The organism is Acinetobacter sp. TUM15071 (assembly GCF_008980925.1).
Lineage (GTDB): Bacteria > Pseudomonadota > Gammaproteobacteria > Pseudomonadales > Moraxellaceae > Acinetobacter > Acinetobacter dispersus.
The window spans coordinates 68,157-89,984 of record NZ_BKGB01000014.1; the positions used below are offsets into that span (position 1 = coordinate 68,157).

Genomic DNA, 21,828 nt, shown 5'->3' on the forward strand with positions numbered 1-21,828 from the left:
GCATGATTCGTTTCTCTTCTTTTTAATGATTGACATTGACCAGGTGTGATTTATGGCTGCTGAAGAACATGCCCTGACTTCGACCGAGTATATCAAGCATCACTTGACCAATATGACCTATGGCAAAATGCCTGATGGTACATGGAAATTGGCTGAGACTGCTGAAGAAGCTCATTCGATGGGGTTCACTGCAATTCACTTGGATTCAATGGGTTGGTCTATCGGACTTGGTGTGATTTTCTGTTTGTTGTTTTGGACAGTTGCGAGAGCTGCGAATGCAGGTGTTCCAACTAAATTCCAATCAGCGATTGAAATGATTATCGAGTTTGTTGACTCAAGTGTTCGTGATACTTTCCACGGCAAATCACGTTTAATTGCACCATTGGCATTAACCATTTTCGTGTGGATTTTCCTCATGAACGCAATGGACTTAATCCCTGTTGACTGGATCCCGTATACAGCTCAATTGATTGGCGCAAACGTATTTGGTATGGACCCTCACCACGTTTACTTCAAAGTTGTTCCATCTACTGACCCGAACATTACCCTTGGTATGTCGTTGTCTGTATTTGTTTTAATTTTGTTCTATAGTATTCGTGAAAAAGGGATCGGCGGTTTCGTCGGTGAATTGGCACTTAACCCATTCAACCCAAGTAACAAATTTGCAAAAGCGTTATTGATTCCAGTGAACTTAATTTTGGAATTAGTAACTTTCCTTGCTCGTCCAGTTTCGTTAGCTCTACGACTGTTCGGTAACATGTATGCGGGTGAGTTGATCTTCATCTTGATCGCATTATTGCCGTTCTGGATCCAGTGGGCGTTATCTGTGCCTTGGGCTATTTTCCACATTCTTGTAATCACGCTGCAAGCATTTATCTTTATGATGCTGACCATCGTTTACTTGAGCATGGCAAGCGAAAAGCATTAATGGTATTGCCTGACTATCACCTGATCGTTGGGCTTAAATTTTAGTTTAATTTGGTAATAACCTAACCTCTGAGGAATTTTTCATGGAACTCACTTTAGGTCTAGTTGCAATTGCATCTGCTATCTTGATCGCTTTCGGTGCTTTAGGTACTGCGATTGGTTTTGGTCTTTTAGGCGGTCGCTTCTTAGAAGCTGTTGCTCGTCAACCAGAATTGGCTCCACAACTTCAAACTCGTATGTTCTTAATTGCGGGTCTTCTTGATGCTGTGCCTATGATCGGTGTTGGTATTGGCTTGTTCTTCATCTTCGCTAATCCATTTGTAGGTTAATAGCTTAATTCCTAAATCCACATATTGAGGAATAGCGAAATGAATATCAACCTCACATTGATTGGCCAAGCAATTGCATTTGCGATCTTTGTCGCATTCTGCATGAAGTTTGTATGGCCTCCACTAATCAATGCGATTAGTGAGCGTCAGCGTAAAATCGCTGATGGCTTAAACGCTGCTGAAAAAGCAAAGGCTGACCTTGCTGATGCGCAAGCACAAGTAAAGGCAGAATTAGACGCAGCAAAAGCACAAGCGGCTCAATTGATCGAACAAGCGAACCGTCGTTCAGCACAATTGATCGAAGAAGCGCGTACCCAAGCATCTGCTGAAGGTGAGCGTATTCGTCAACAGGCGAAAGAAACTGTTGATCAAGACATCAATTCTGCTCGCGAAGAATTACGTCAACAAGTTGCTGCTTTGGCAGTTGCTGGTGCAGAAAAAATTCTGAACCAACAAGTTGACGCAGAAGCTCATAATGCCATGCTGAATCAGCTGGCTGCTAAACTTTAAGCGAGGCGAATATGGCTGAACTCTTGACGTTAGCACGCCCGTATGCCAAAGCAGCATTTGCTTATGCTTCTGAGCAAGGTGCAACTGACAATTGGTCAAATGCGTTACAACTGCTCAGTGCTGCGGTGCAAGATGAAGCATTTTCCGCTTATTTAAATCGCCCTGAGCTGACTCCTGCGGAACAAGTAGCTCTTTTTGCCAAGGTTTTAGGTGAAGATCAAACTGCATCAGTGTCTAACTTTTTGACATTGCTTGCAGATAACGATCGTCTAGTTTTATTGCCTGAAATCGCAGCAGAATATGAACTACTTAAATCGCAGAACAACAACACATTGGAAGTAGAGATTGAATCTGCTTTCCCAATGGATGCGACACAAGAGCATATTTTAGCTCATGCGCTTGAAAAACGTTTTAACAGAACAGTTCATGTCACTGTTAACGTTAATCCAGCGTTGATCGCAGGTGTTGTGATTCGTGCAGGCGACCAAGTGATAGATGACTCTGCGCTTAACAAGCTTGAAAAAATGCGGACTCGTCTTCTTGCGTAATAGCAAAAAGACTGAACTTAAAAAAGATTGAGGAATAGCGCAATGCAACAACTGAATCCATCCGAGATCAGTGCGCTCATTAAACAGCGTATCGGCGATCTGGACACCAGCGCGACCGCGAAGAATGAAGGTACCATCGTCATGGTATCTGACGGTATCGTGCGCATTCACGGTCTTGCAGATGCAATGTACGGTGAAATGATCGAATTCGACGGCGGCTTATTTGGTATGGCACTGAACCTAGAACAGGATTCAGTGGGTGCCGTTGTTTTAGGTAACTACCTAAGCCTTCAAGAAGGTCAAAAAGCTCGTTGTACAGGTCGTGTATTAGAAGTTCCGGTTGGTCCTGAACTTCTTGGCCGTGTCGTAGACGCTTTGGGTAACCCAATTGATGGTAAAGGCCCAATTGATGCAAAATTAACTGATGCTGTTGAAAAAGTAGCACCAGGTGTAATTTGGCGTCAGTCTGTCGACGAACCTGTTCAAACTGGTTATAAATCAGTTGATACCATGATCCCTGTAGGTCGTGGTCAGCGTGAGTTGATTATTGGTGACCGTCAAACTGGTAAAACAGCAATGGCGATCGATGCGATCATCGCTCAGAAACATTCTGGCATTAAATGTGTATACGTTGCGATTGGTCAAAAACAATCAACAATTGCAAACGTGGTACGTAAGCTAGAAGAAACTGGCGCTATGGCGTATACAACTGTTGTCGCAGCTGCGGCCGCTGATCCTGCAGCAATGCAGTATTTAGCTCCGTACTCAGGCTGTACAATGGGCGAATACTTCCGTGATCGTGGTGAAGACGCGTTGATCATTTATGATGATTTGTCTAAGCAAGCTGTTGCTTACCGTCAAATTTCATTACTTTTACGTCGTCCACCAGGTCGTGAAGCGTATCCAGGTGACGTATTCTATCTTCACTCGCGTCTTCTTGAACGTGCTTCGCGCGTTTCAGCTGATTATGTTGAGAAATTCACGAACGGTGCAGTAACTGGTCAAACTGGTTCTTTAACTGCGTTACCGATCATTGAAACTCAAGCTGGTGACGTATCTGCATTCGTACCAACCAACGTAATTTCGATTACTGACGGTCAGATCTTCTTAGAAACATCATTATTCAACGCAGGTATTCGTCCTGCTGTGAACGCGGGTATCTCTGTATCACGTGTTGGTGGTTCTGCTCAAACGAAGATCATCAAAAAATTGTCTGGTGGTATCCGTACTGCTTTAGCACAATACCGTGAATTGGCTGCGTTTGCTCAGTTCGCTTCTGATCTTGATGAAGCAACTCGTAAGCAACTTGAGCATGGTCAACGTGTAACTGAGTTAATGAAGCAAAAACAATATGCTCCTTACTCAATTGCTGACCAAGCTGTTTCTGTTTATGCATCTAACGAAGGCTATATGGCTGACGTAGAAGTGAAGAAAATCGTAGACTTTGATGCTGCGTTAATTTCTTACTTCCGTTCTGAACAAGCTGCGTTAATGCAACAGATCGATGAAACTGGTGATTACAACAAAGACATCGAAGCAGCAATCAAATCAGGTATTGAAAGCTTCAAAGCGACTCAAACTTACTAATTTTAGCAATAGCTAAAACTTTAGTTAAGTTTGGTTCACGGATCAACCTTCGGAAGCTCGCAAGAGCTTTCGAATACTAGGTTAAGCGTATGGCAAATTTAAAAGAAATTCGCGCCAAAGTAGCTAGTATCAAGAGCACGCAAAAGATTACTCGCGCGATGCAAATGGTAGCTGCTTCTAAAATGCGTCGTGCGCAAGAGCGCATGGCTCAGGGCCGTCCGTATGCCGATAATATGCGCCGTGTAATTGCTCACTTGGTACAAGCAAACCCTGAATACAAACACCGTTATATGGTTGAACGCCCAGTTAAGCGCGTTGGCTATATCGTAGTGTCTTCAGATCGTGGTTTGGCAGGTGGCTTGAACATTAACTTGTTCAAGAAAGTTGTGCAGCATGTCAAAGCACAGCAAGAGCAGTCAATTGAAGTTGAATTTGCTTTGATTGGTCAAAAAGCGGTTTCGTTTTTTAAGAATTACGGCGGTAAAGTGCTCGGTGTGACCACTCAATTGGGTGATACACCAAGTTTGGAACAGTTAACGGGCTCAGTGCAAATTATGCTTGATGCATTTGATAAGGGCGAATTAGATCGTATCTACCTCGTATCAAATGGCTTCATCAATGCAATGACGCAACAGCCTAAAGTAGAACAACTCGTTCCTTTAGCACCAGCAGAAGAGAGTGATGACCTTAACCGTACTTATGGTTGGGATTACCTCTATGAACCAGAAGCAGAAGAATTGTTAAATGGTTTGTTGGTCCGCTATATCGAGTCTATGGTTTATCAAGGTGTGATTGAAAACATCGCCTGTGAGCAATCTGCACGTATGGTCGCTATGAAAGCAGCGACTGACAATGCAGGCGATCTCATCAAGAGCCTACAACTCATTTATAACAAGCTGCGTCAAGCCGCGATTACTCAGGAAATTTCCGAGATCGTTGGTGGTGCCGCTGCCGTTTAACATTATTTTTGAATTGAGGAGACAGCAATGAGTAGCGGTCGTATCATTCAGATCATCGGCGCGGTTATCGACGTCGAGTTTGAACGTAATAGCGTTCCTAAGATCTATGAAGCTCTCCAAGTTGATGGTACTGAAACGACTTTGGAAGTTCAGCAACAGCTTGGTGATGGTGTAGTTCGTACTATCGCAATGGGTTCTACTGAAGGACTTAAACGCGGTCTTAACGTGACTAGCACTGGCGCACCGATTTCTGTTCCAGTGGGCCCAGCTACGCTTGGTCGTATTATGGACGTTTTGGGTCGCCCAATTGATGAAGCGGGTCCTGTAGCGACTGAAGAGCGTTTGCCGATTCACCGTCAAGCACCTTCTTATGCTGAGCAAGCAGCTTCTACTGATCTTTTAGAAACTGGTATCAAAGTCATCGACTTACTTTGCCCGTTTGCGAAAGGTGGTAAAGTTGGTTTATTCGGTGGTGCGGGTGTTGGTAAAACCGTTAACATGATGGAGTTGATCAACAACATCGCGAAAGCACACTCAGGTTTATCTGTGTTTGCTGGTGTTGGTGAGCGTACTCGTGAAGGTAACGACTTCTATCACGAAATGAAAGATTCTAACGTTCTTGACAAAGTAGCAATGGTCTACGGTCAGATGAATGAGCCACCAGGTAACCGTTTACGCGTAGCGTTGACTGGTTTGACTATGGCTGAATATTTCCGTGATCAAAAAGACGAAAACGGTAAAGGTCGTGACGTATTATTATTCGTCGACAACATCTACCGTTATACACTTGCGGGTACTGAAGTATCAGCATTGTTAGGTCGTATGCCATCTGCAGTAGGTTACCAACCAACACTTGCAGAGGAAATGGGTGTTCTTCAAGAGCGTATTACGTCTACTAAGTCTGGTTCGATCACTTCGATCCAAGCAGTATACGTACCTGCCGATGACTTAACAGATCCATCGCCTGCGACAACGTTTGCTCACTTAGATGCTACAGTTGTATTGAGCCGTGACATCGCATCTTCTGGTATTTATCCAGCGATCGATCCACTTGACTCAACTTCACGTCAGTTAGATCCATTGGTTGTTGGTGCTGAGCATTATGAAATTGCACGTTCTGTACAGAACGTATTGCAACGTTATAAAGAGCTTAAAGACATCATCGCAATCTTGGGTATGGATGAGTTAGCAGAAGAAGACAAATTGGTTGTTTACCGTGCGCGTAAAATCCAACGTTTCTTCTCTCAACCTTTCCACGTAGCTGAAGTGTTTACTGGTGCTCCTGGTAAATTAGTACCGCTTAAAGAAACGATTCGTGGCTTTAAAGGTCTATTAGCTGGTGAATACGATCACATCCCAGAACAAGCGTTCTATATGGTTGGTGGTATTGACGAAGTGATTGCTAAAGCAGAGAAACTTTAATTAGCAACTCTAATTTAGGAGGTTCTCATGGCGACTATGCAATGTGATGTCGTAAGTGTTAAAGAGTCAATTTACTCTGGTACAGTAACGATGTTAATCGCTAAAGGCGCGGGTGGTGAGCTTGGTATTTTGCCAGGACATGCGCCACTTGTAACTTTGCTCCAACCGGGTCCGATTCGTGTTCAGTTGGAAAATGGTACAGAAGAAATTGTTTATGTATCAGGCGGTGTGTTAGAAGTTCAACCTCACGTTGTTACGGTTCTTGCAGATACTGCAATCCGTGCTGACAACTTGGATGAAGCTGCAATTATGGAAGCTCGTAAACAAGCTGAACAATTGTTAGCAAATCAAAAGAGTGATTTGGACTCAGCTGCTGCTCTCGCTGCGCTTGCAGAAACTGCTGCTCAGCTTGAAACGATCCGTAAGATGAAGAACCGCGCACTGTAATTTGCAGGTTTGACATTCAAAAAAAGCCACCGAAAGGTGGCTTTTTTTATGGGAAGAAAAAGTTTAAATGTGTTTAAATAGTTCTCATTATCATATAAATTTGTTGGGCTTATTTATATTATTGTAAAGCCCAAGGAAACTTAAAAATGCAATTTAAAATCGTTCTTCCACTTATTATTTCAAGTCTGTTTGTTGGCTGTGCCTCTGTTCCAAAAGCCAACCCACAACTTTCGCAGCAAGCAAAACAGTTATCCAATCCTGCTGATGGAAATGCCGCGATTTATGTTTATCGTTCAAATAGCGTGGTTGGTGGAGCAATTAAGAAAGATGTCTGGGTGGATGGAGAGTGCTTGGGTGAGACTGCACGTGGCACATTTTTCTTAAAAGAAGTTACTGGTAATCAAGAGCATACGATTTCTACTGAATCTGAATTTTCGCCAAACCATTTGGTCCTTAAGACCGAAGCGGGCAAGCGCTATTTTATCCAACAATTTATTAAACCAGGCGTATTTGTCGGTGGGGCAAATTTAAAACAAGTCGATACGACAACAGGTGAAAAGGCTGTGGGTGAGTATCAACTCGCACAGTCTGGTAAATGCAGTAAGGCGACAATTTCACTTGATAAGAAATAAGAGAAAGCCACCGAAAGGTGGCTTTTTATATAAAGAATAAATAGAGCATCAAGTTTGAATCATTGCGACAAGAACCAATAATATTAACTTGTAGGCTGTTCAGATTCAGCCTTATTTCCCAACACTAAGGTTGCCAGTTTCACCATATCCATTTGAATTGTATTAAATTGCTTTTCTATCTTGGCAAAATCAATTTTTGAAAGATCGGTTTGACCATGCAATAGTGGCATATTCAGCAACTGTTGATTTGCACTCAATAAGCTTTGGCGAATTTGATCTACTTCCGTACTCTTTAAGTTGAGTGCCAGCAAGGCATCATGTAAACCATTCAATTCTTGGCTTAAAGCACCTGTTGTCTGTTGCAGGCTTTGAACATTTTTATCTTGAATCGCTTGTTCAAGATTGCTTTGTGATTGCTTAAGCAGCGTGACGTAGTCATCAGTCTCGATTTGCAACTTGGCAATATCACGGGCGATGTTCAACATATTGCCACGACTTAAGGGTTGGGTGTCTTGAGTGACTGTTGTTACGCTTTCTTCATTTTCAGAAGCTGTGTCTGTCTGTTCAAATGTAGTTGTTTGCTCAGTTTGTTCATTCTCTTGAGGGGCTTGGTCGCAACCAGTGAGCGTTAATGCCGCCGCAAGTGTAGATACAGAGAGAATGGCTTTGAGGGATAGATTTTCCATCATGGCTGAACGACACCAGATTATAAGAAGATGGTCACTATAATCAGAAAGTGTGGAGAAAGAAGTGATTTTTGCAATTCAGCAACAGTTTGATGGAAATAGAGAGATGAAGGGCTTTTTAAGTTTTGAATAGAAAAGAGCAGATTAAATGCTCTTTTCTATTTATATCTAAAAATTATTTCGCTAATTCTGCTTCAATTGCGCTGACAATACGCTCGTCATCTGCAGTAATATCTGGTGCAAAACGAGCAACAATTTCACCGTTCTTATTTACTAAGAATTTTTCAAAATTCCATAACACTTCTGGTGGATTGTTTGGCGTTAAACCATAATCGACTAAGTCTTTCCACCATGGACCTTCACCTTGACGCTCTGGAATTGCTTGGGTCAGGGTTTGATATAAAGCGTGTTTATCCTCACCCGCAACAGAGATTTTTGCGAACAGAGGGAAGTGCACATCATAGTTCAGTGAGCAGAACTGTTGGATTTCATCATTTGATCCTGGCTCTTGTTCCAAGAAATTATTCGCAGGAAAACCAAGAATTTCTAAACCTTGATCTTTTTTGGCTTGATACAGTTTTTCCAGACCTTCGTATTGTGGTGTTAAACCACATTTTGATGCAACGTTGACGATCAACAGGACTTTGCCTTGATATTGATCTAGATCGACTGCTTGACCTTTGATGTCTTTAACTGGAATGTGATAAACCGATTGGCTCATGGAATACGTCCTAATTTGTTGTTGTGACAATACCCGTTTGTTTTAACTGCTATTGCCGCATAGTGCAATGCTCTTGATATGAATCCATACAAATAATCAGAAAAACCAAGCCTTTATTTTAGAGAGAGGCATTTTTAAGTTGAATGGGGGTTTGTCCCGTATAGCGCTTAAAGAACTCAATAAAGCTGGAACTGTGGTGATAGCCTAAAGCAAAGGCCAACTGTTTAATGGTCATCCCTTGGCGAATTTGATTGATGGCAAAAATAATCTTGGCACGATTGCGCCATTCTGACAGCGACAGTTGTAACTCTTGCTGGCTCAGACGAAGCACGTGCCGCTCGCTCACCGTAAAGTTCTGTAATACCTGTTGTAGACTGCTATTAAATAATTCAGGATCAGACAGCTTTTCTAGGATTGGCGACAAAATGGGATGGCTACTTTGCGGTAAGTAATGTGAATAAGCAGGCGCTTGTTTGAGCTGATCGAACAGCACTTGTAGCAGGTGTTCGAGATATTCAGGGGGGGCAGCTTGTTTTTGTTGCTCTAAGATTTGTAGTACCAATGCCCGAAAGAAAGGCTCGATACTAAAACAACGACAAGTATTCCCTAAAAAATCACCAAACTTCGGATGTAGGCGGATACAGATATAATGAATTTCATGCTCAACAGGGAGTGATTGATGTTCGGTTCGTGAGGGTAACCACAATCCATAACTCGGTGGTGATAGGTAGTATTGACCTTCAATATCAAACTCTAAAGTTCCATTCAAACTGAAATTGAAATCACCCCAAAGTGAAGAATGAGGTGTGACAATATCGTCTTTTTGATACAGAAATTCATGCACTTCTATACCGTGTAAAAAGGGAAATTGTTCAGCAACATCATGCTTCATTTGAGGGGCTCATTTTAGTTTTCGTAAGTCACTTTAGGATTGTTTAGACCTTTGGCTAAAGTAAAAATACTAATCAAAGCTAAGGCAACAAAACTAATTACACCATAAATTAAGATATTTTCATTGAAATGATCAACCACATAACCACCGAGTAGTGAACCTGTGGCAATCATGACTTGAAACATGCCGACGAACAAAGGCATACCTTTTTCCACGGCATGAGGAGCATGCACAAACATCCAGATATTGGCTGAGGTAGGGAAAGCACCGAAAGCAAAACCCCATAAGGCGGTCAGTACAATGGCACCAAACTCATGAACTGCAAAGATTGGGAAGCCAAAGAAGACGATTGCAAAACAGATCCCGACAAAGGCAAGGGTATAGCGCACATTTAAATTGCCACTATAGCCTGCAAAGGCATTACCAAAAATACCTGCAATGCCATAAAGCAGAAGCAATGAGCTAATGGTGGTTCCGTTAAAACCTGCAATATTTTTAAAGAAGGGTGCCAAGTAACTATAGGCACAGAAGTGAGCAAGACCAATCAGTAACACGATCAACATGCCGCTACGTGCTTTAGGGGTACGCAATAATGCAGGTAGGTCGCGTAAATGAATGGCAGACTCAGGTTTCAGTTTAGGCAAGAAAATCACTTGTAGAACCAAAACCAGCAGTCCAATCACCGCAGTAATGCCGAATGCACTTCGCCAGCCATAGAATTCACTCAGCCATGTTCCGATTGGAACGCCTAGCACAGTTGCAAAAGTAACACCTGCCATCACAATTGCAGTGGCTTTGGCGATAGGTAAATGGGGTGGTGCAAGCTTGCCACTGAGCGCGATTGCGGTTGCCCAGAAGCCGCCAATTGAAATTCCGAGTACCAAACGACTGAGCAATAACACATTGAAGTTATCGGCAAATGCCGTAATGGTGTTGGCTATGACCATAATTGCGGTCAGTAAGATCAATACATAACGACGATCAAGCTGTTTGACCCAAATGGGTAATAGCGGTGCAGCAATTGCTGCCATTACACCAGGCAAGGTAATGATTAAACCTGCAGTCCCGACGGAAATATTTAAGTCCGCTGCGACACTATTCAGTACGCCTACAGGCAAGAATTCGCTGGTCACCAATGCAAAAGCACCAATAGCGACAGCTAAAATTGCATACCAACTACCTTGCGTGGTTTCAATGGGTCGTGCATCTGAGGAAGTGGATTGTTCCATGTGAATGTCCTTATTTGTCAGTAAGATGACAAAAGGTTTATGAAAAATGAAGTTTTTATAACGATCGATATAAAATAAAATAGTAGATAAATGCAAGGTCGTCAATTAATTTAATAGTGATCGTTATAAAAATATTTGTAAGGCTTATGATAAATATGCATAGTTTGGGAAAGTTACGCGCAAATGGAAATGAACCAATAGGGTCGCCTTAACAGGTTGTGTAGAGGCGACTAGTCATGATGCGGATAGAAGAAATATCTAAGCAGGGGGACTCAGTATGATCTCTGCTTTTATCCTTGCTTTTGATAATGGATTTTAGGGTTGTTCAGACCTCGTGCTAGTGTAAAAATCAATACCAAAGAGCAGAGGACCAATGGCAACATAGCGAAAAATAAAACCGTACCATTAAAATAATCAACGATAATGCCGCCAAACATACTGCCTAACGCAATCAAGATTAAAAAGGTCAAAGTCACCATTGGCATACCTTTTTCAACGGCTTCAGGCGCATGTGTAAACATCCAGATGTTGACTGCGGTTGGGATAATGCCATAAGCGAAGCCCCATAAAGCAGTCAAGATGATTGCTGAGATGACATGTGCGCCAGACAGTGGTAAGCACAGAAAGGCAAAGAAGAAGGTGATACCACTGACTGCAAAGGTATAACGGATATTCTTCTGCCCCAGATAGCCAGCAAAAATATTGCCAAAAATTCCTGCAATACCATAGACCAGCAGTAAACGACTAATCAGGCCATCAGAGAAGTCCAATTGATGCTTAAAAAAGGCAGAAAAATAACTATAAGCCGCAAAATGTGCAAAGCCCATAAAAATAAAGATGATCAGACCTTTACGCGCTGCAGGATGTTGTAAAAGGATCGGAAGTTCTTTCCAACGCAATGAAGAGGCGGGTTTGAGTTGAGGTAGATACAGATACTGGAAGATAAACAGTAACACGCCCATCAATGAAATTGCGGTGAAAGAAGTCTGCCAACCATTATACTGAGCCAACCATGTGCCCATCGGGACACCCAATACACTGGCCAAGGTCACTCCGAAAGCCACCCAAGCCGTTGCCTTGGCAATCGGTAAATGGGGCGGTGCAAGGCGACCACTTAAAGCAACTGCAGTGGCCCAGAATCCGCCAACGGCAACGCCCAGAATGATACGTCCGACTAACAGCAGGATAAAGTTAGGCGCAAATGCGGTGAGAAGATTGGCAATAATCATTAACAGGGTGAGCATCAGTAACAGAGTTCGTCGATCTAGTGTCTTCGCCGAAATTGGAATCAGCACTGCAGCAAACATACCGACGATTGCGGTCAATGAAACGGTTAGACCTGCTGTTCCAACCGAGACTTGAAAGTCCCGTGCGATGTCATTGAGTACACCAATCGCAAGAAACTCACCTGTGACCAAGGCAAAAGCGCTGAAGGTAACGGAGAGTAATGCGAGCCAGTTCCCTTGTGAGGGGTTCGACTCCAGCGAGCTGATGTCAGTTGCAGATGGGTTTTCCATAAAAATTCCCTTTATTGTTAGTTAGATAACAATAAAATTGAAAAATAGTAATTTTTTATAACGATCGATATAAAATAAAATAGTTGATTAATGTTGCTGCGTCAATTAATTTGATAGTGATCGTTATGAAAATATCTGTGACCGTTATGACAAATGCACCTGATCCCCTGCCAACACCATGTGATGACAGCTTGAAAAAAAAGCGCGGCCGTCCAAAGTGCTTTGACGAGCAGCAGGCTTTGGAAAAAGCCATGTTGTTATTTTGGGAGCATGGTTATGAAGCCACATCGATCAGTGATTTAACACAAGCACTAGAGCTGACTGCACCGAGCTTATATAGTAGCTTTGGTGATAAAGCTGGGTTGTTTTATAAATGCATCGATTATTATTTGGCACATGAAGCTTGTCCGATTGTTCCTATTTTTTTAGAAGCCAAAACCGCCAAAGTTGCATTTGAGCTTTATTTATATGACAACGTTAAACGTTTGGCTCAACCCAATAAACCTGCAGGTTGTATGTTGGTTGTTGCGACTATGAGTTGTTCTGACAATGCGCAGGCGGTGCAACACAATATTCTGGAAAAACGTTTGCAGACCAAGCAAAAACTGTTTGAGCGTTTAGAGCAGGGAGTTGCCAACGGGGATTTGCCAGCAACAGCGCCTTTACAGGAAATGACAGACTTCTATGCAACGGTTGTGCAGGGGCTAACGATTCAAGCACGAGATGGGGCGACTGTTGAACAACTGCATAAGGTGGTTGAACACGCGATGCGCGCATGGGAGCTGTTCTAAGCAGTGATGTCGTGACTGCGATATAAATGTCTGAAATACGATATTTCAATTATTTTGGACATCTTCCACAATACTCCCATTGCTGAGATATGGTGAGAAAATGATGGGTCAGTTAAGTAAGTACCAAAAATGGGCCTTCGTATTGCCCTTGATTGCGGTTTTGATTTGGTCGTTGAATATTGCTGTGACACGCTATGTGGCGGACTATATTTCGCCTGTAAGTATCAGTTTTTATCGTTGGTTTGTTGCTTTTATTATTTTGACACCGTTTATGTTGCCGAAAGTATGGCGACAACGCGCTGTTATTCGTCCATTGATTCCTAAATTAGCCGTACTCAGTGCTTTTGGTATGGTGTTGTACCAAGGTTTATCTTATACCGCTGCTCACTATACGACTGCGACCAATATGGGCATTGTGAATGCCTTTGTCCCGATCTTTACTATCTTTATCTCTTTTTTTATTTTAAAAGATGCACCGAATCGGTTTGCTATTTTTGGCAGTCTCTTATCTTTTGCAGGCTTGATTTATGTGATGAGTCAAGGTCACCTCTCAAACCTATTTGATCAAGGTGGGCATTGGGGCGATGCAGTCATGGTATTGGCTGTGGGTTTCTATGCGTTTTATGGCGTGTTTTTGAAAAAATGGCAGCTACAGCTTCCTTTATTAAGCAGCTTGTATGTACAAATTGGTTTTGCGCTGCTGTATCACATCCCATTCTTGCTCTGGTTTGGCTTGGATGGGATTAATGCTCAGAATGCAGCGAGTGTTCTCTATGCGGGCATGTTCCCTTCATTAATTGCACCGTTATTATGGATGATCGCAGTACAGGCGATTGGTCCAAATCGCACCAGTATTTTCATGAATTTAATGCCAGTATTCACAGCGATTATTGCCAGTTTCTGGTTGTCAGAGCACTGGACGATTTATCATAGCATTGGCGGTCTGATGATCTTGATGGGGATCATTATGGCGCAGAAGAAAACGATTAAAGCAACGGCTCCGCTGGCTGAGTCAGCATCATAAATATGAAAGTTGGTGGTGCGTTTGTTTAAAATATCAACAAACGCACCAAAAATATTTTTTTATGACTGTGCTTTCTATATGATTTGCAAATATATTTTTAAGATTTACTAAATTTACGATCAAAAAAAAGCTGAATAAAAATATAAATATAATTTTATTGAAAATGAGGAAGTGACAAAATTGGTACGCTTTTCACACTTTTTGTTAGATAAATAATATATTTGTATAAATGGGGCGATTCCCTCATAATACCAACCACAGCAAGATGATTCATTTTTAGAATGAATAAGTTGCTCACCAAATTTACGAACCCTCTGGATGTGATTATACACATCCTTTTTATGCTCAGTTATCCCTATATAACTGAGCTTTTTTTTGTCCGCTATTCACCTAATTAGGCGCGAACAACTTCACCTGTCAGTGCATTCAAAATGCGACTTGGTTCTCTGCTCAACCCTAAATCACCTTCGAGATAATTTAATGAAGTGCTGAAGTAATGTTGCGCTTCTTCTAAGCTTTGTGCGGGTGAGAGACCAGCTGGGTTGGCGCTGGTAGAGACAATAAAGCCACCAAATTGTTGGCATAGTTCCATGCATAGAGGATGTGTCGTGACACGAACTGCAACCAAAGGATGCTGCCCCTTGATCCATGTTGGAATACTTTGATCAGCAGGAAGTAGCCACGTTGTGGCACGTTCTGTCTCAAGGCGATTCGACCAACTTGCAATCACTTGATGACGTAGCTCAGCACTCAAGCCTTGCAGTAAATGCTCAACTTGGTCTAAATGCCCTGCCAATAAAATCACGCCTTTTTCAACGGGACGATGTTTGAGTTCTAAAATGTCTTGAAACGCTTGTTCATTGAATGGATCACAACCCAATCCCCAAACTGCTTCTGTCGGATAAGCCAGAACTTGTCCGTGTTTTAAAAGTTGAGCTGCTTCAGAAATAGAGGAAGTAATCATGGGATGTATGTGCAAACAGGAGAGGGTATGACTAGTTTAATGCATTGGGCGGCAACGTAAATAGCGTCCTGCTTGTTGCATGCATAAACCGAGTAATTCTAACTCCATCAATTGTGCAGTCAGTTCCGCAATTGGCATCGGGTGACGTTTAATCAACTGATCTAGGTCTTGTCCGACCCAATCTAAAACTTGATAAAGCGCAATCAGATGGTTGGGTAAAGTAGGAGGGGCGACAGGTGCCTCTTCGGTTGTTTGTTGCTGGGTTTGCCATTGCGTTGGTAGTGCAAGATCTTCGATGATTTGTTCGGGATGATCGACCAGAATTGCACCTTCGCGAATCAGTTGATGACAGCCTTGATGGTGCTCACTATAAATATGCCCCGGAATCGCGAACACCATTTTACCTTGTGTTGCCGCTTCATTGGCGGTGATCAATGAACCACTTTTGAGCGCTGCTTCTACTACTAAGACCCCTAGACTTAAGCCACTGACAATTCGATTCCGACGAGGGAAATGCTGTTGCAAAGGCATTGTCGTTGGAAGAAATTCAGTCACAATCGCCCCTGACTGAATAATCTGTTGAGCGAGCTGTTTATGCTGAGCAGGATAAACCGTATCTAAGCCTGTGCCAGTAACGGCAATGGTTCGTTGATGAGCTAATCCACCTTGATGTGCAGCCTGATCAATCCCATGTGCGAGTCCACTGCTAATAAAAAAGCCTTTTTCACTTAAATAATACGCAAAGTCATAAGCGACTTGTCGTCCATGGGGACTGGGTTTACGACTGCCCACCATGGCAATTTGCGGTTGTAATAATGCTTGCGCCTGACCTTGTCCAAATAAAATGGGTGGACGATCTGTATAAGGTAGCAGTTGAGTCGGGTAGCCAATATCATCAGGTGTTAAAATAAAGTCACTATGTCGACATATCAATTGAACCAGTTGTTCGAATTGTTGTTGACCTTGAGGTGTTTGTAATTCGTCTACGCGTTTTAAATGATTGGCATGTAAGCCAAGTTGAGACCATTCAGAGAAACGATGTGGTAGCGTCGCTTGTTCACAATTACCAAAATGTTGCTGAATTTTGGCAAAACTCGATAGCGAATGTTGAACCAAGTACCACACCAACACAGTGTGATAGTGATGAGGCGATAGTTGATTCAACATAGGTGATTACTTAGTCATCGAGACGAGGTGGTTTGATATCTGAACCAATCTTGATAGGTAATTCACTCTCTAATACATAAGCATAGCTGATTCGATCGAAACTCTTAAAGACCATGACACTACCCAAATATTGTCCAGGGAGTTTTACTTGTTCTTTGGTCTTTGGATCTCTTACAACTTCGCCATCTTGGTAGATACTGAACACTTGGCCTATTTCTACACCATCCGTTGTACCACGATCCACGGTGACGACGCCATTTTTGGCTGCTGTACCAATAGATCCCATCACACGAATGATTTTTCCGCCATCTTTCACTTGATTGGCATCAATTGGATAGAACAAGGTTGGTAGCATGGCATCTTGTTCAGCCATAACACGATCGCCACGACGAACTTCGCCGTTATAGCTATCTGTCAGCTCAACTGTGGTGATGTCATTTTCGTTACGAATCGCAACGCCTGAAGCGACTTGGGTCAGTTCAACGCCAAGGATCTGCTTTTTGCCATTCTGATCTAGTACGGTATATGGTTCACCCTCACGGAATACGCCATAGCGTTGACCATTTTCAAGCCCTTTGCCACGTACATAAACACTTTGGCCTTTACCCGCCATGACACGGTTGTCTGCTGTGCCTAAAATATATGGCGTATTGGCAATCGCATCTGCGGGTAGAACTGAAGTACGTTCTAGCCATTGCTGAATATGGGCCAAGGGAATCACGGGAACGCTATTATTCAATGCTTCAACACGAACTTGCGGACGTAAATTAGAAGTATTGCCTGTATAGCGGCGAATAATACCGTCACAGCCATCACCTTCATCTTTACCGATTAAAGGTTTACCGTTCAAACTACAAAGTAGTAAGCGATCTCCAGGATAAATCCAGTGCGGATTTTTCACATGTTTATTGCTTGCCCAAATTTCTGGCCAGCGCCAAGGCTTACTTAAAAACTTGCCTGAAATATCCCAAAGCGTATCGCCTTTTTTTACCACGTAGACATGAGGTGCTCCCACTTTTACCGACGGTGGGCTGACATTCGGGCTTGCCGCATGAGCGAAATTCACGCTCATACCCAATCCCGCACAAATCGCAGCGGCAATCAGTTGTTTTTTTAACCCCAAGGCATGAAATGAGTGTATGCCGTTTAAAACCTTTTTCATTATCATAATTCCTAAAAATTATGTGTGTAGTTGCGCTATAATAACGACTTTACACACAATTTTTTTTGATCAAGCATTCCCTTCAGTTGGTTTTCTGATCAATGGCTTAAGTGAGGACGACAGTATGGCCTTATTACCTATTCTAAGTTTTCCTGATTCCCGCCTTCGTACCATTGCCAAGCCAGTCGAAGAAGTCACTGATGATATTCGTCAGCTTGCAGCAGATATGTTTGAAACCATGTACGAGGCACCGGGTATAGGTTTAGCGGCAACTCAGGTTGATCATCATATTCAGCTTATTGTTATGGACATCTCTGAAGAGAAAAACCAACCGATGGTGTTCATTAACCCCAAAGTCACTCCACTGACCGAAGATACTCAGCCTTATGAAGAAGGCTGTCTCTCTGTGCCTCAAATATACGACAAAGTTGAGCGTCCGTCACGCGTAAAAATCGAGGCAATTAACCTTGAAGGTCAAGCATTTGTGTTAGAAGCTGACGAACTTCTCGCTGTTTGTATTCAACATGAAATGGATCACTTAAATGGCAAGCTTTTTGTTGATTATTTATCGCCATTAAAGCGCCAACGTGCCCGTGAAAAAGTGGAAAAATTGGTTCGCCAGCGTGAAAAAGAAAAAGTTGCAGTCAAACGTTAAGCTTTAAAATCATTTAAAGATGTTTTCTTTGTTTCGTTGTGGCTTGCTACTCGCATTAACCGCGGTCTGTTTACAGATTGCGGTTTTCTTGCAACCGCTACTCCCGAAGCAATATCAAATCGCACCTGTATGTGAAACCATTACCAAGGCTTTGCTTTTGCCTCAAGCGGAAACAGCGCAAAGCCACTCGGTACATAGAAAACATCATCACAGCCATCAGCTTGAGCACGCTCAAGTCTCGATGCCGCAACATGATCATCATGATCCCAATCACCAGTGTCAGTACTGTACAGTTTATGCCAATTTAGTATTACCCCCTGAATTAGGCGTAAAAGAAGTTCTGGTCCGTATCCAAATCCGTTTAGTTGCTTATCAACAAGCTTTTAAGCATGTTTATTTTGCACTGCAACGGTTGTTCCTGTTGCCTCAAGGGCGGGCTCCACCTTTCTTTGCATAACTTAAAACTTCATTTTCATTAGGGTTTTTTAGAACTTTAGTGCTGTTTTATTTATGTTTTGAAGAGAGACCAATCATGGCTCAACCTAAATTTTTATTACAACCGCTCACGGTTGCGATTCTTGCTGCCTCAAATACTGCAATGGTCTGGGCAAATCCAGTTGTACAAGCAGATCATTCACATGCGCATGTTTCACTTGCGCCAATTGTAGTCACTGCACAGCAACCGAATGAGAATAATGGTTTGGTGGTACAAGCCGATCCTAAGCAGCCGATTCAACCTGTACCAGCAACCGATGGGGCAGATTATTTACAGAGTATTATGGGTTTTAATGCCATTAAAAATGGCGGTACCAATGGTGATGTCACGTTCCGAGGCATGTTTGGTTCGCGTATTAAAATGTTGGTGGATGGCAGTGAAAACCTTGGCGCTTGTCCATCGAGAATGGATGCACCTACCTCATATATTCAGCCTGAAAGTTTTGACAAAATTACGGTGATCAAAGGGCCGCAAACAGTTCAATATGCCAATACGGGTTCAGCCGCAACAGTAATTTTTGAACGTGAACCTGAAAAATTAACGCAAGAAAAACCGTATCGTGGACAAGCAAGTGTGGTGATGGGCTCGTATGGGCGTCTTGACCATAATGTTGAAGCTGCCGTTGGTGATGAAACGAAATATGCGCGTTTAAATGCCAATCGTTCGGAAGCGGATAATTATAAAGACGGTGATGATCAATCCGTACATTCGAACTGGAAACGCTGGAATGCTGATTTGGCTTTAGGCTGGAAACCTACAGATGATTCTTGGTTGGAGCTCCGTGCAGGTAAAGGTGATGGTGAAGCTGCCTATGCCGGTCGTGGTATGGATGGTTCACAATTTAAACGTGAAAGCTTAGGTCTACATGCTGAGCAGAAGAATCTGACGGATGTAATTAAGAAAGTCGAAGCACAAGTTGACTACAGCTATAACAATCACATCATGGATAATTTCCGTTTACGTACACCACCAATGACAACCATGAAGATGCATGGCATGGAGATGACTGTACCGAATAAAATGGAAATGGAAGTGGCCCGCCGTACCCTAAACACCCGTTTAGCAGTGACGACAGACTGGGACAAGTTCAGTGTAGTGTCTGGGGTCGATACCCAGCATAACAAGCATGGTGGCAACATGATCATGTATGCAATGCCAAGCATGAATTCACCATTCAGCAATGATTTGAAATTCCAGTCTTATGGTGCGTTTAGTGAATGGACCTATAACACCGATGCGAATCAAAAATGGGTTGCGGGTGCGCGTGTTGATCAAGTCAAAATTGACAGTCTGGAAAATGGTAAAAGTCGAAGCGATACCAACCCAAGTGGTTTTATCCGTATCGAAAAAACCTTACCTGAGCATGGTTTAAAAACTTATGCAGGTTTAGGTTATGTTGAACGTACCCCAGATTTTTGGGAACTCTATAGTACCTCTACCGATCGTGGGGTGGGTTCAACCGATATGATGGGTAAAACCACTTATCGTATGATTGATAACTTAGATAACCTGAAAAACGAACGTACTGCGCAGTTAGATGTCGGTTTTCAAGCGGAACATGGCGCATGGAATACATGGGCTTCTGCTTATGCAGGTTTAATTAAAGACTTTATCTTGTTGCAATACGGTGGATCAAATCAACGCTATCCTTTAGCACGTAATGTAGATGCGACCATTGCTGGAGCTGAAGCTGGGGTCGGGTACCAATTTACAGATCACTTGCAAGCGGATGTTTCAACCATGTATGCATGGGGTAAAAACACTTCTGACGGTCGTGCTTTGCCACAAATTGCACCTTTAGAAGGACGTGTGAACCTACGTTATGTGGAAGAAAAATACAGCTTGGGTCTGTTATGGCGTGCAGTCGCTAAGCAAAACCGCGTGAGTTTGAATGAAGGTAATGTGGTCGGCTATGACATGAATGAAAGCAAAGCATTTAACACTTTGGCCCTGAATGGGACCTATAAGTTGACAGATGCGGTTGATGTATCAGTGGGTGTCGATAACGTGCTAGATAAAACCTATACCGAACACCTGAATAAAGCAGGTGCGTCGATGTTTGGTTATGGGGCAAGTGAGCAGTTCAATAATATTGGACGCAACTACTGGATGCGTATGAGCATGAAGTTCTAAGAAACAAAAAACAAGGTGGCTCAGCCACCTTGTTTTTTCTGAGTTTAAGCCAAACAGTCCTGTTTTGGCATTAAGCTATCGCAATACAATGGATTTAAAGCACATTGCAAATCATCGATTTGTTCTTGAGTCACATAGCCTTTGGCTTTGAGATATTCTGCGACGCGATCATCACGCAGACTTAAAAATGCAGCATCATAAACGCCTAAATCGACAAATAAAGCAGCGGTTTCCAAGCTATTAAAATGGTCTAAGAACACATCATTTTCATACATTAAGAAAATATGCGTCAAAGCAGCGTTGGCATCGACTTTTAAGCGTTGTGCTAATTGTTCAGGGCGCGTTTTTATAAACAACAAATCCGAAAGTTCATCGAACTGGGTTTTATCCAGTTGGTTTTCACCACCTTTGACATGTCCTAACCATGCTTTAAATACCAATACAGCACCGCCACGTAACAGCATGCTCCAGATTTGATGTCGTGTTTCATGATCAAGATGAGCTGATTCTGCTTCGAGTGCTTCTAAGAAAGTCTCTTCTTGCTCTGCCAGTTTCTCAAATAAGCCAAGACCTTGTGGATGATAAGCGGCAGGTGCAAACACATCAAAATTGAGTTGATTAAAGACATTGAGTGCTAGTGGAACAGCGGCTTGGTAAAGCGTATTCAGTGCGCGTAAATGTGTTTCACCTAGTTTGCTATGCACAAAGATAGTTTGCCAGTCCAGTTGAGGTAATAGGGCATTCGCACTGTATTGGCGATAAAACTGTTGTGAGCTATGGTCAGTTGAAGGGTGACTGTTATTCATGATCAATGTCCTTTTTGACAATTTGTGATGAGAAACCCAACAAGCCGAGGTCTAGGTTTCGTTGAACTTGATCAATTTATGCGGTATCGAGAAAACAAGTAGAATACGACTAAAGTTGTAGATGTAATTTTAATGGTAAAATTTAATAGTAAAAACAATAACTTGTTAAATTGTAAGTAAGTGTACAAACGTTCACTAATGTAAGTGAACGTTTTTGCCATAGC

Annotated in this window: 23 protein-coding genes; 14 read left to right on the forward strand and 9 right to left on the reverse strand. The window is 42.6% G+C overall.

Annotated elements, in window-relative coordinates; all coding sequences use genetic code 11:
- The first annotated feature begins 52 nt into the window (after positions 1–52).
- The 9 genes from atpB (at position 53) to GBI66_RS13875 (ending at position 7,361) form a co-directional block, all read left to right on the forward strand.
- Complete coding sequence (gene atpB / locus GBI66_RS13835) at positions 53–928, forward strand: F0F1 ATP synthase subunit A (RefSeq protein ID WP_004801976.1); 876 nt, start codon at positions 53–55, stop codon at positions 926–928.
- An 82-nt stretch (positions 929–1,010) separates the two neighbouring features.
- Complete coding sequence (gene atpE, locus GBI66_RS13840) at positions 1,011–1,256, forward strand: F0F1 ATP synthase subunit C (RefSeq protein WP_000424060.1); 246 nt, start codon at positions 1,011–1,013, stop codon at positions 1,254–1,256.
- A 39-nt stretch (positions 1,257–1,295) separates the two neighbouring features.
- Positions 1,296–1,766 (forward strand): F0F1 ATP synthase subunit B, encoded by a 471-nt coding sequence (locus GBI66_RS13845; RefSeq protein WP_004801977.1) that lies wholly within the window; start codon positions 1,296–1,298, stop codon positions 1,764–1,766.
- Positions 1,767–1,777: 11 nt separating this feature from the next.
- Positions 1,778–2,314, forward strand: coding sequence for a F0F1 ATP synthase subunit delta (locus GBI66_RS13850; RefSeq protein WP_151716515.1), 537 nt, complete (start codon positions 1,778–1,780; stop codon positions 2,312–2,314).
- A gap of 42 nt (positions 2,315–2,356) precedes the next feature.
- Complete coding sequence (atpA, locus tag GBI66_RS13855; protein WP_005186634.1) at positions 2,357–3,901, forward strand: F0F1 ATP synthase subunit alpha; 1,545 nt, start codon at positions 2,357–2,359, stop codon at positions 3,899–3,901.
- Positions 3,902–3,990: 89 nt separating this feature from the next.
- A complete protein-coding gene (atpG, locus tag GBI66_RS13860; protein ID WP_151716516.1) occupies positions 3,991–4,860 on the forward strand; it encodes a F0F1 ATP synthase subunit gamma in 870 nt (289 codons plus the stop codon).
- A gap of 27 nt (positions 4,861–4,887) precedes the next feature.
- Entirely contained in the window at positions 4,888–6,282 is a 1,395-nt protein-coding gene (atpD, locus tag GBI66_RS13865; RefSeq protein WP_004801985.1) for a F0F1 ATP synthase subunit beta, read from the forward strand.
- Positions 6,283–6,309: 27 nt separating this feature from the next.
- A complete protein-coding gene (locus GBI66_RS13870; protein ID WP_005154462.1) occupies positions 6,310–6,729 on the forward strand; it encodes a F0F1 ATP synthase subunit epsilon in 420 nt (139 codons plus the stop codon).
- Positions 6,730–6,875: 146 nt separating this feature from the next.
- On the forward strand, positions 6,876–7,361 hold the full coding sequence (locus GBI66_RS13875) for a DUF2846 domain-containing protein (protein WP_151716517.1): 486 nt from the start codon (positions 6,876–6,878) through the stop codon (positions 7,359–7,361).
- Positions 7,362–7,444: 83 nt separating this feature from the next.
- Here GBI66_RS13875 and GBI66_RS13880 read toward each other — a convergent pair whose 3' ends face one another.
- From GBI66_RS13880 to GBI66_RS13900, 5 genes are all read right to left on the reverse strand, one after another.
- Positions 7,445–8,050 (reverse strand): hypothetical protein, encoded by a 606-nt coding sequence (locus GBI66_RS13880; RefSeq protein WP_151716518.1) that lies wholly within the window; start codon positions 8,048–8,050, stop codon positions 7,445–7,447.
- Positions 8,051–8,222: 172 nt separating this feature from the next.
- Complete coding sequence (locus GBI66_RS13885; protein ID WP_151716519.1) at positions 8,223–8,768, reverse strand: glutathione peroxidase; 546 nt, start codon at positions 8,766–8,768, stop codon at positions 8,223–8,225.
- 118 nt (positions 8,769–8,886) lie between these two features.
- The gene (locus tag GBI66_RS13890) at positions 8,887–9,660 is read right to left on the reverse strand and encodes a helix-turn-helix transcriptional regulator (RefSeq protein ID WP_005200693.1); all 774 of its coding nucleotides are present in this window, start codon (positions 9,658–9,660) and stop codon (positions 8,887–8,889) included.
- Between the two features lie 14 nt (positions 9,661–9,674).
- Positions 9,675–10,889: an MFS transporter gene (locus tag GBI66_RS13895; protein ID WP_004801995.1), complete on the reverse strand. Its 1,215-nt coding sequence runs from the start codon at positions 10,887–10,889 to the stop codon at positions 9,675–9,677.
- Positions 10,890–11,179: 290 nt separating this feature from the next.
- On the reverse strand, positions 11,180–12,406 hold the full coding sequence (locus GBI66_RS13900; RefSeq protein WP_151716520.1) for an MFS transporter: 1,227 nt from the start codon (positions 12,404–12,406) through the stop codon (positions 11,180–11,182).
- Positions 12,407–12,543: 137 nt separating this feature from the next.
- Here GBI66_RS13900 and GBI66_RS13905 point away from each other — a divergent pair, with 137 nt between their 5' ends.
- Positions 12,544–13,197 (forward strand): TetR/AcrR family transcriptional regulator, encoded by a 654-nt coding sequence (locus GBI66_RS13905; protein WP_373885796.1) that lies wholly within the window; start codon positions 12,544–12,546, stop codon positions 13,195–13,197.
- A 103-nt stretch (positions 13,198–13,300) separates the two neighbouring features.
- Positions 13,301–14,221, forward strand: coding sequence for a DMT family transporter (locus GBI66_RS13910; protein ID WP_151716540.1), 921 nt, complete (start codon positions 13,301–13,303; stop codon positions 14,219–14,221).
- A 394-nt stretch (positions 14,222–14,615) separates the two neighbouring features.
- Here GBI66_RS13910 and GBI66_RS13915 read toward each other — a convergent pair whose 3' ends face one another.
- Genes GBI66_RS13915 through GBI66_RS13925 form a run of 3 tightly spaced genes read right to left on the reverse strand, consistent with a single transcriptional unit; the run spans position 14,616 to position 17,514 of the window.
- Positions 14,616–15,185 (reverse strand): L-threonylcarbamoyladenylate synthase, encoded by a 570-nt coding sequence (locus GBI66_RS13915; RefSeq protein ID WP_151716521.1) that lies wholly within the window; start codon positions 15,183–15,185, stop codon positions 14,616–14,618.
- A gap of 36 nt (positions 15,186–15,221) precedes the next feature.
- Positions 15,222–16,352 (reverse strand): DNA-processing protein DprA, encoded by a 1,131-nt coding sequence (gene dprA, locus GBI66_RS13920; protein WP_151716522.1) that lies wholly within the window; start codon positions 16,350–16,352, stop codon positions 15,222–15,224.
- A gap of 10 nt (positions 16,353–16,362) precedes the next feature.
- Positions 16,363–17,514, reverse strand: coding sequence for a LysM peptidoglycan-binding domain-containing protein (locus GBI66_RS13925; RefSeq protein ID WP_151716523.1), 1,152 nt, complete (start codon positions 17,512–17,514; stop codon positions 16,363–16,365).
- Between the two features lie 124 nt (positions 17,515–17,638).
- On the opposite strand from GBI66_RS13925, the gene def reads away from it, so the two are divergent.
- The 3 genes from def (at position 17,639) to GBI66_RS13940 (ending at position 20,798) form a co-directional block, all read left to right on the forward strand.
- Complete coding sequence (def, locus tag GBI66_RS13930; protein WP_005154485.1) at positions 17,639–18,169, forward strand: peptide deformylase; 531 nt, start codon at positions 17,639–17,641, stop codon at positions 18,167–18,169.
- 19 nt (positions 18,170–18,188) lie between these two features.
- Complete coding sequence (locus GBI66_RS13935; protein ID WP_151716524.1) at positions 18,189–18,626, forward strand: DUF2946 family protein; 438 nt, start codon at positions 18,189–18,191, stop codon at positions 18,624–18,626.
- Between the two features lie 75 nt (positions 18,627–18,701).
- Positions 18,702–20,798, forward strand: coding sequence for a TonB-dependent copper receptor (locus tag GBI66_RS13940; RefSeq protein ID WP_151716525.1), 2,097 nt, complete (start codon positions 18,702–18,704; stop codon positions 20,796–20,798).
- Positions 20,799–20,842: 44 nt separating this feature from the next.
- On the opposite strand, the gene GBI66_RS13945 is transcribed toward GBI66_RS13940, so the two are convergent.
- Positions 20,843–21,604, reverse strand: coding sequence for a hypothetical protein (locus tag GBI66_RS13945; protein WP_151716526.1), 762 nt, complete (start codon positions 21,602–21,604; stop codon positions 20,843–20,845).
- Positions 21,605–21,828 lie beyond the last annotated feature (224 nt).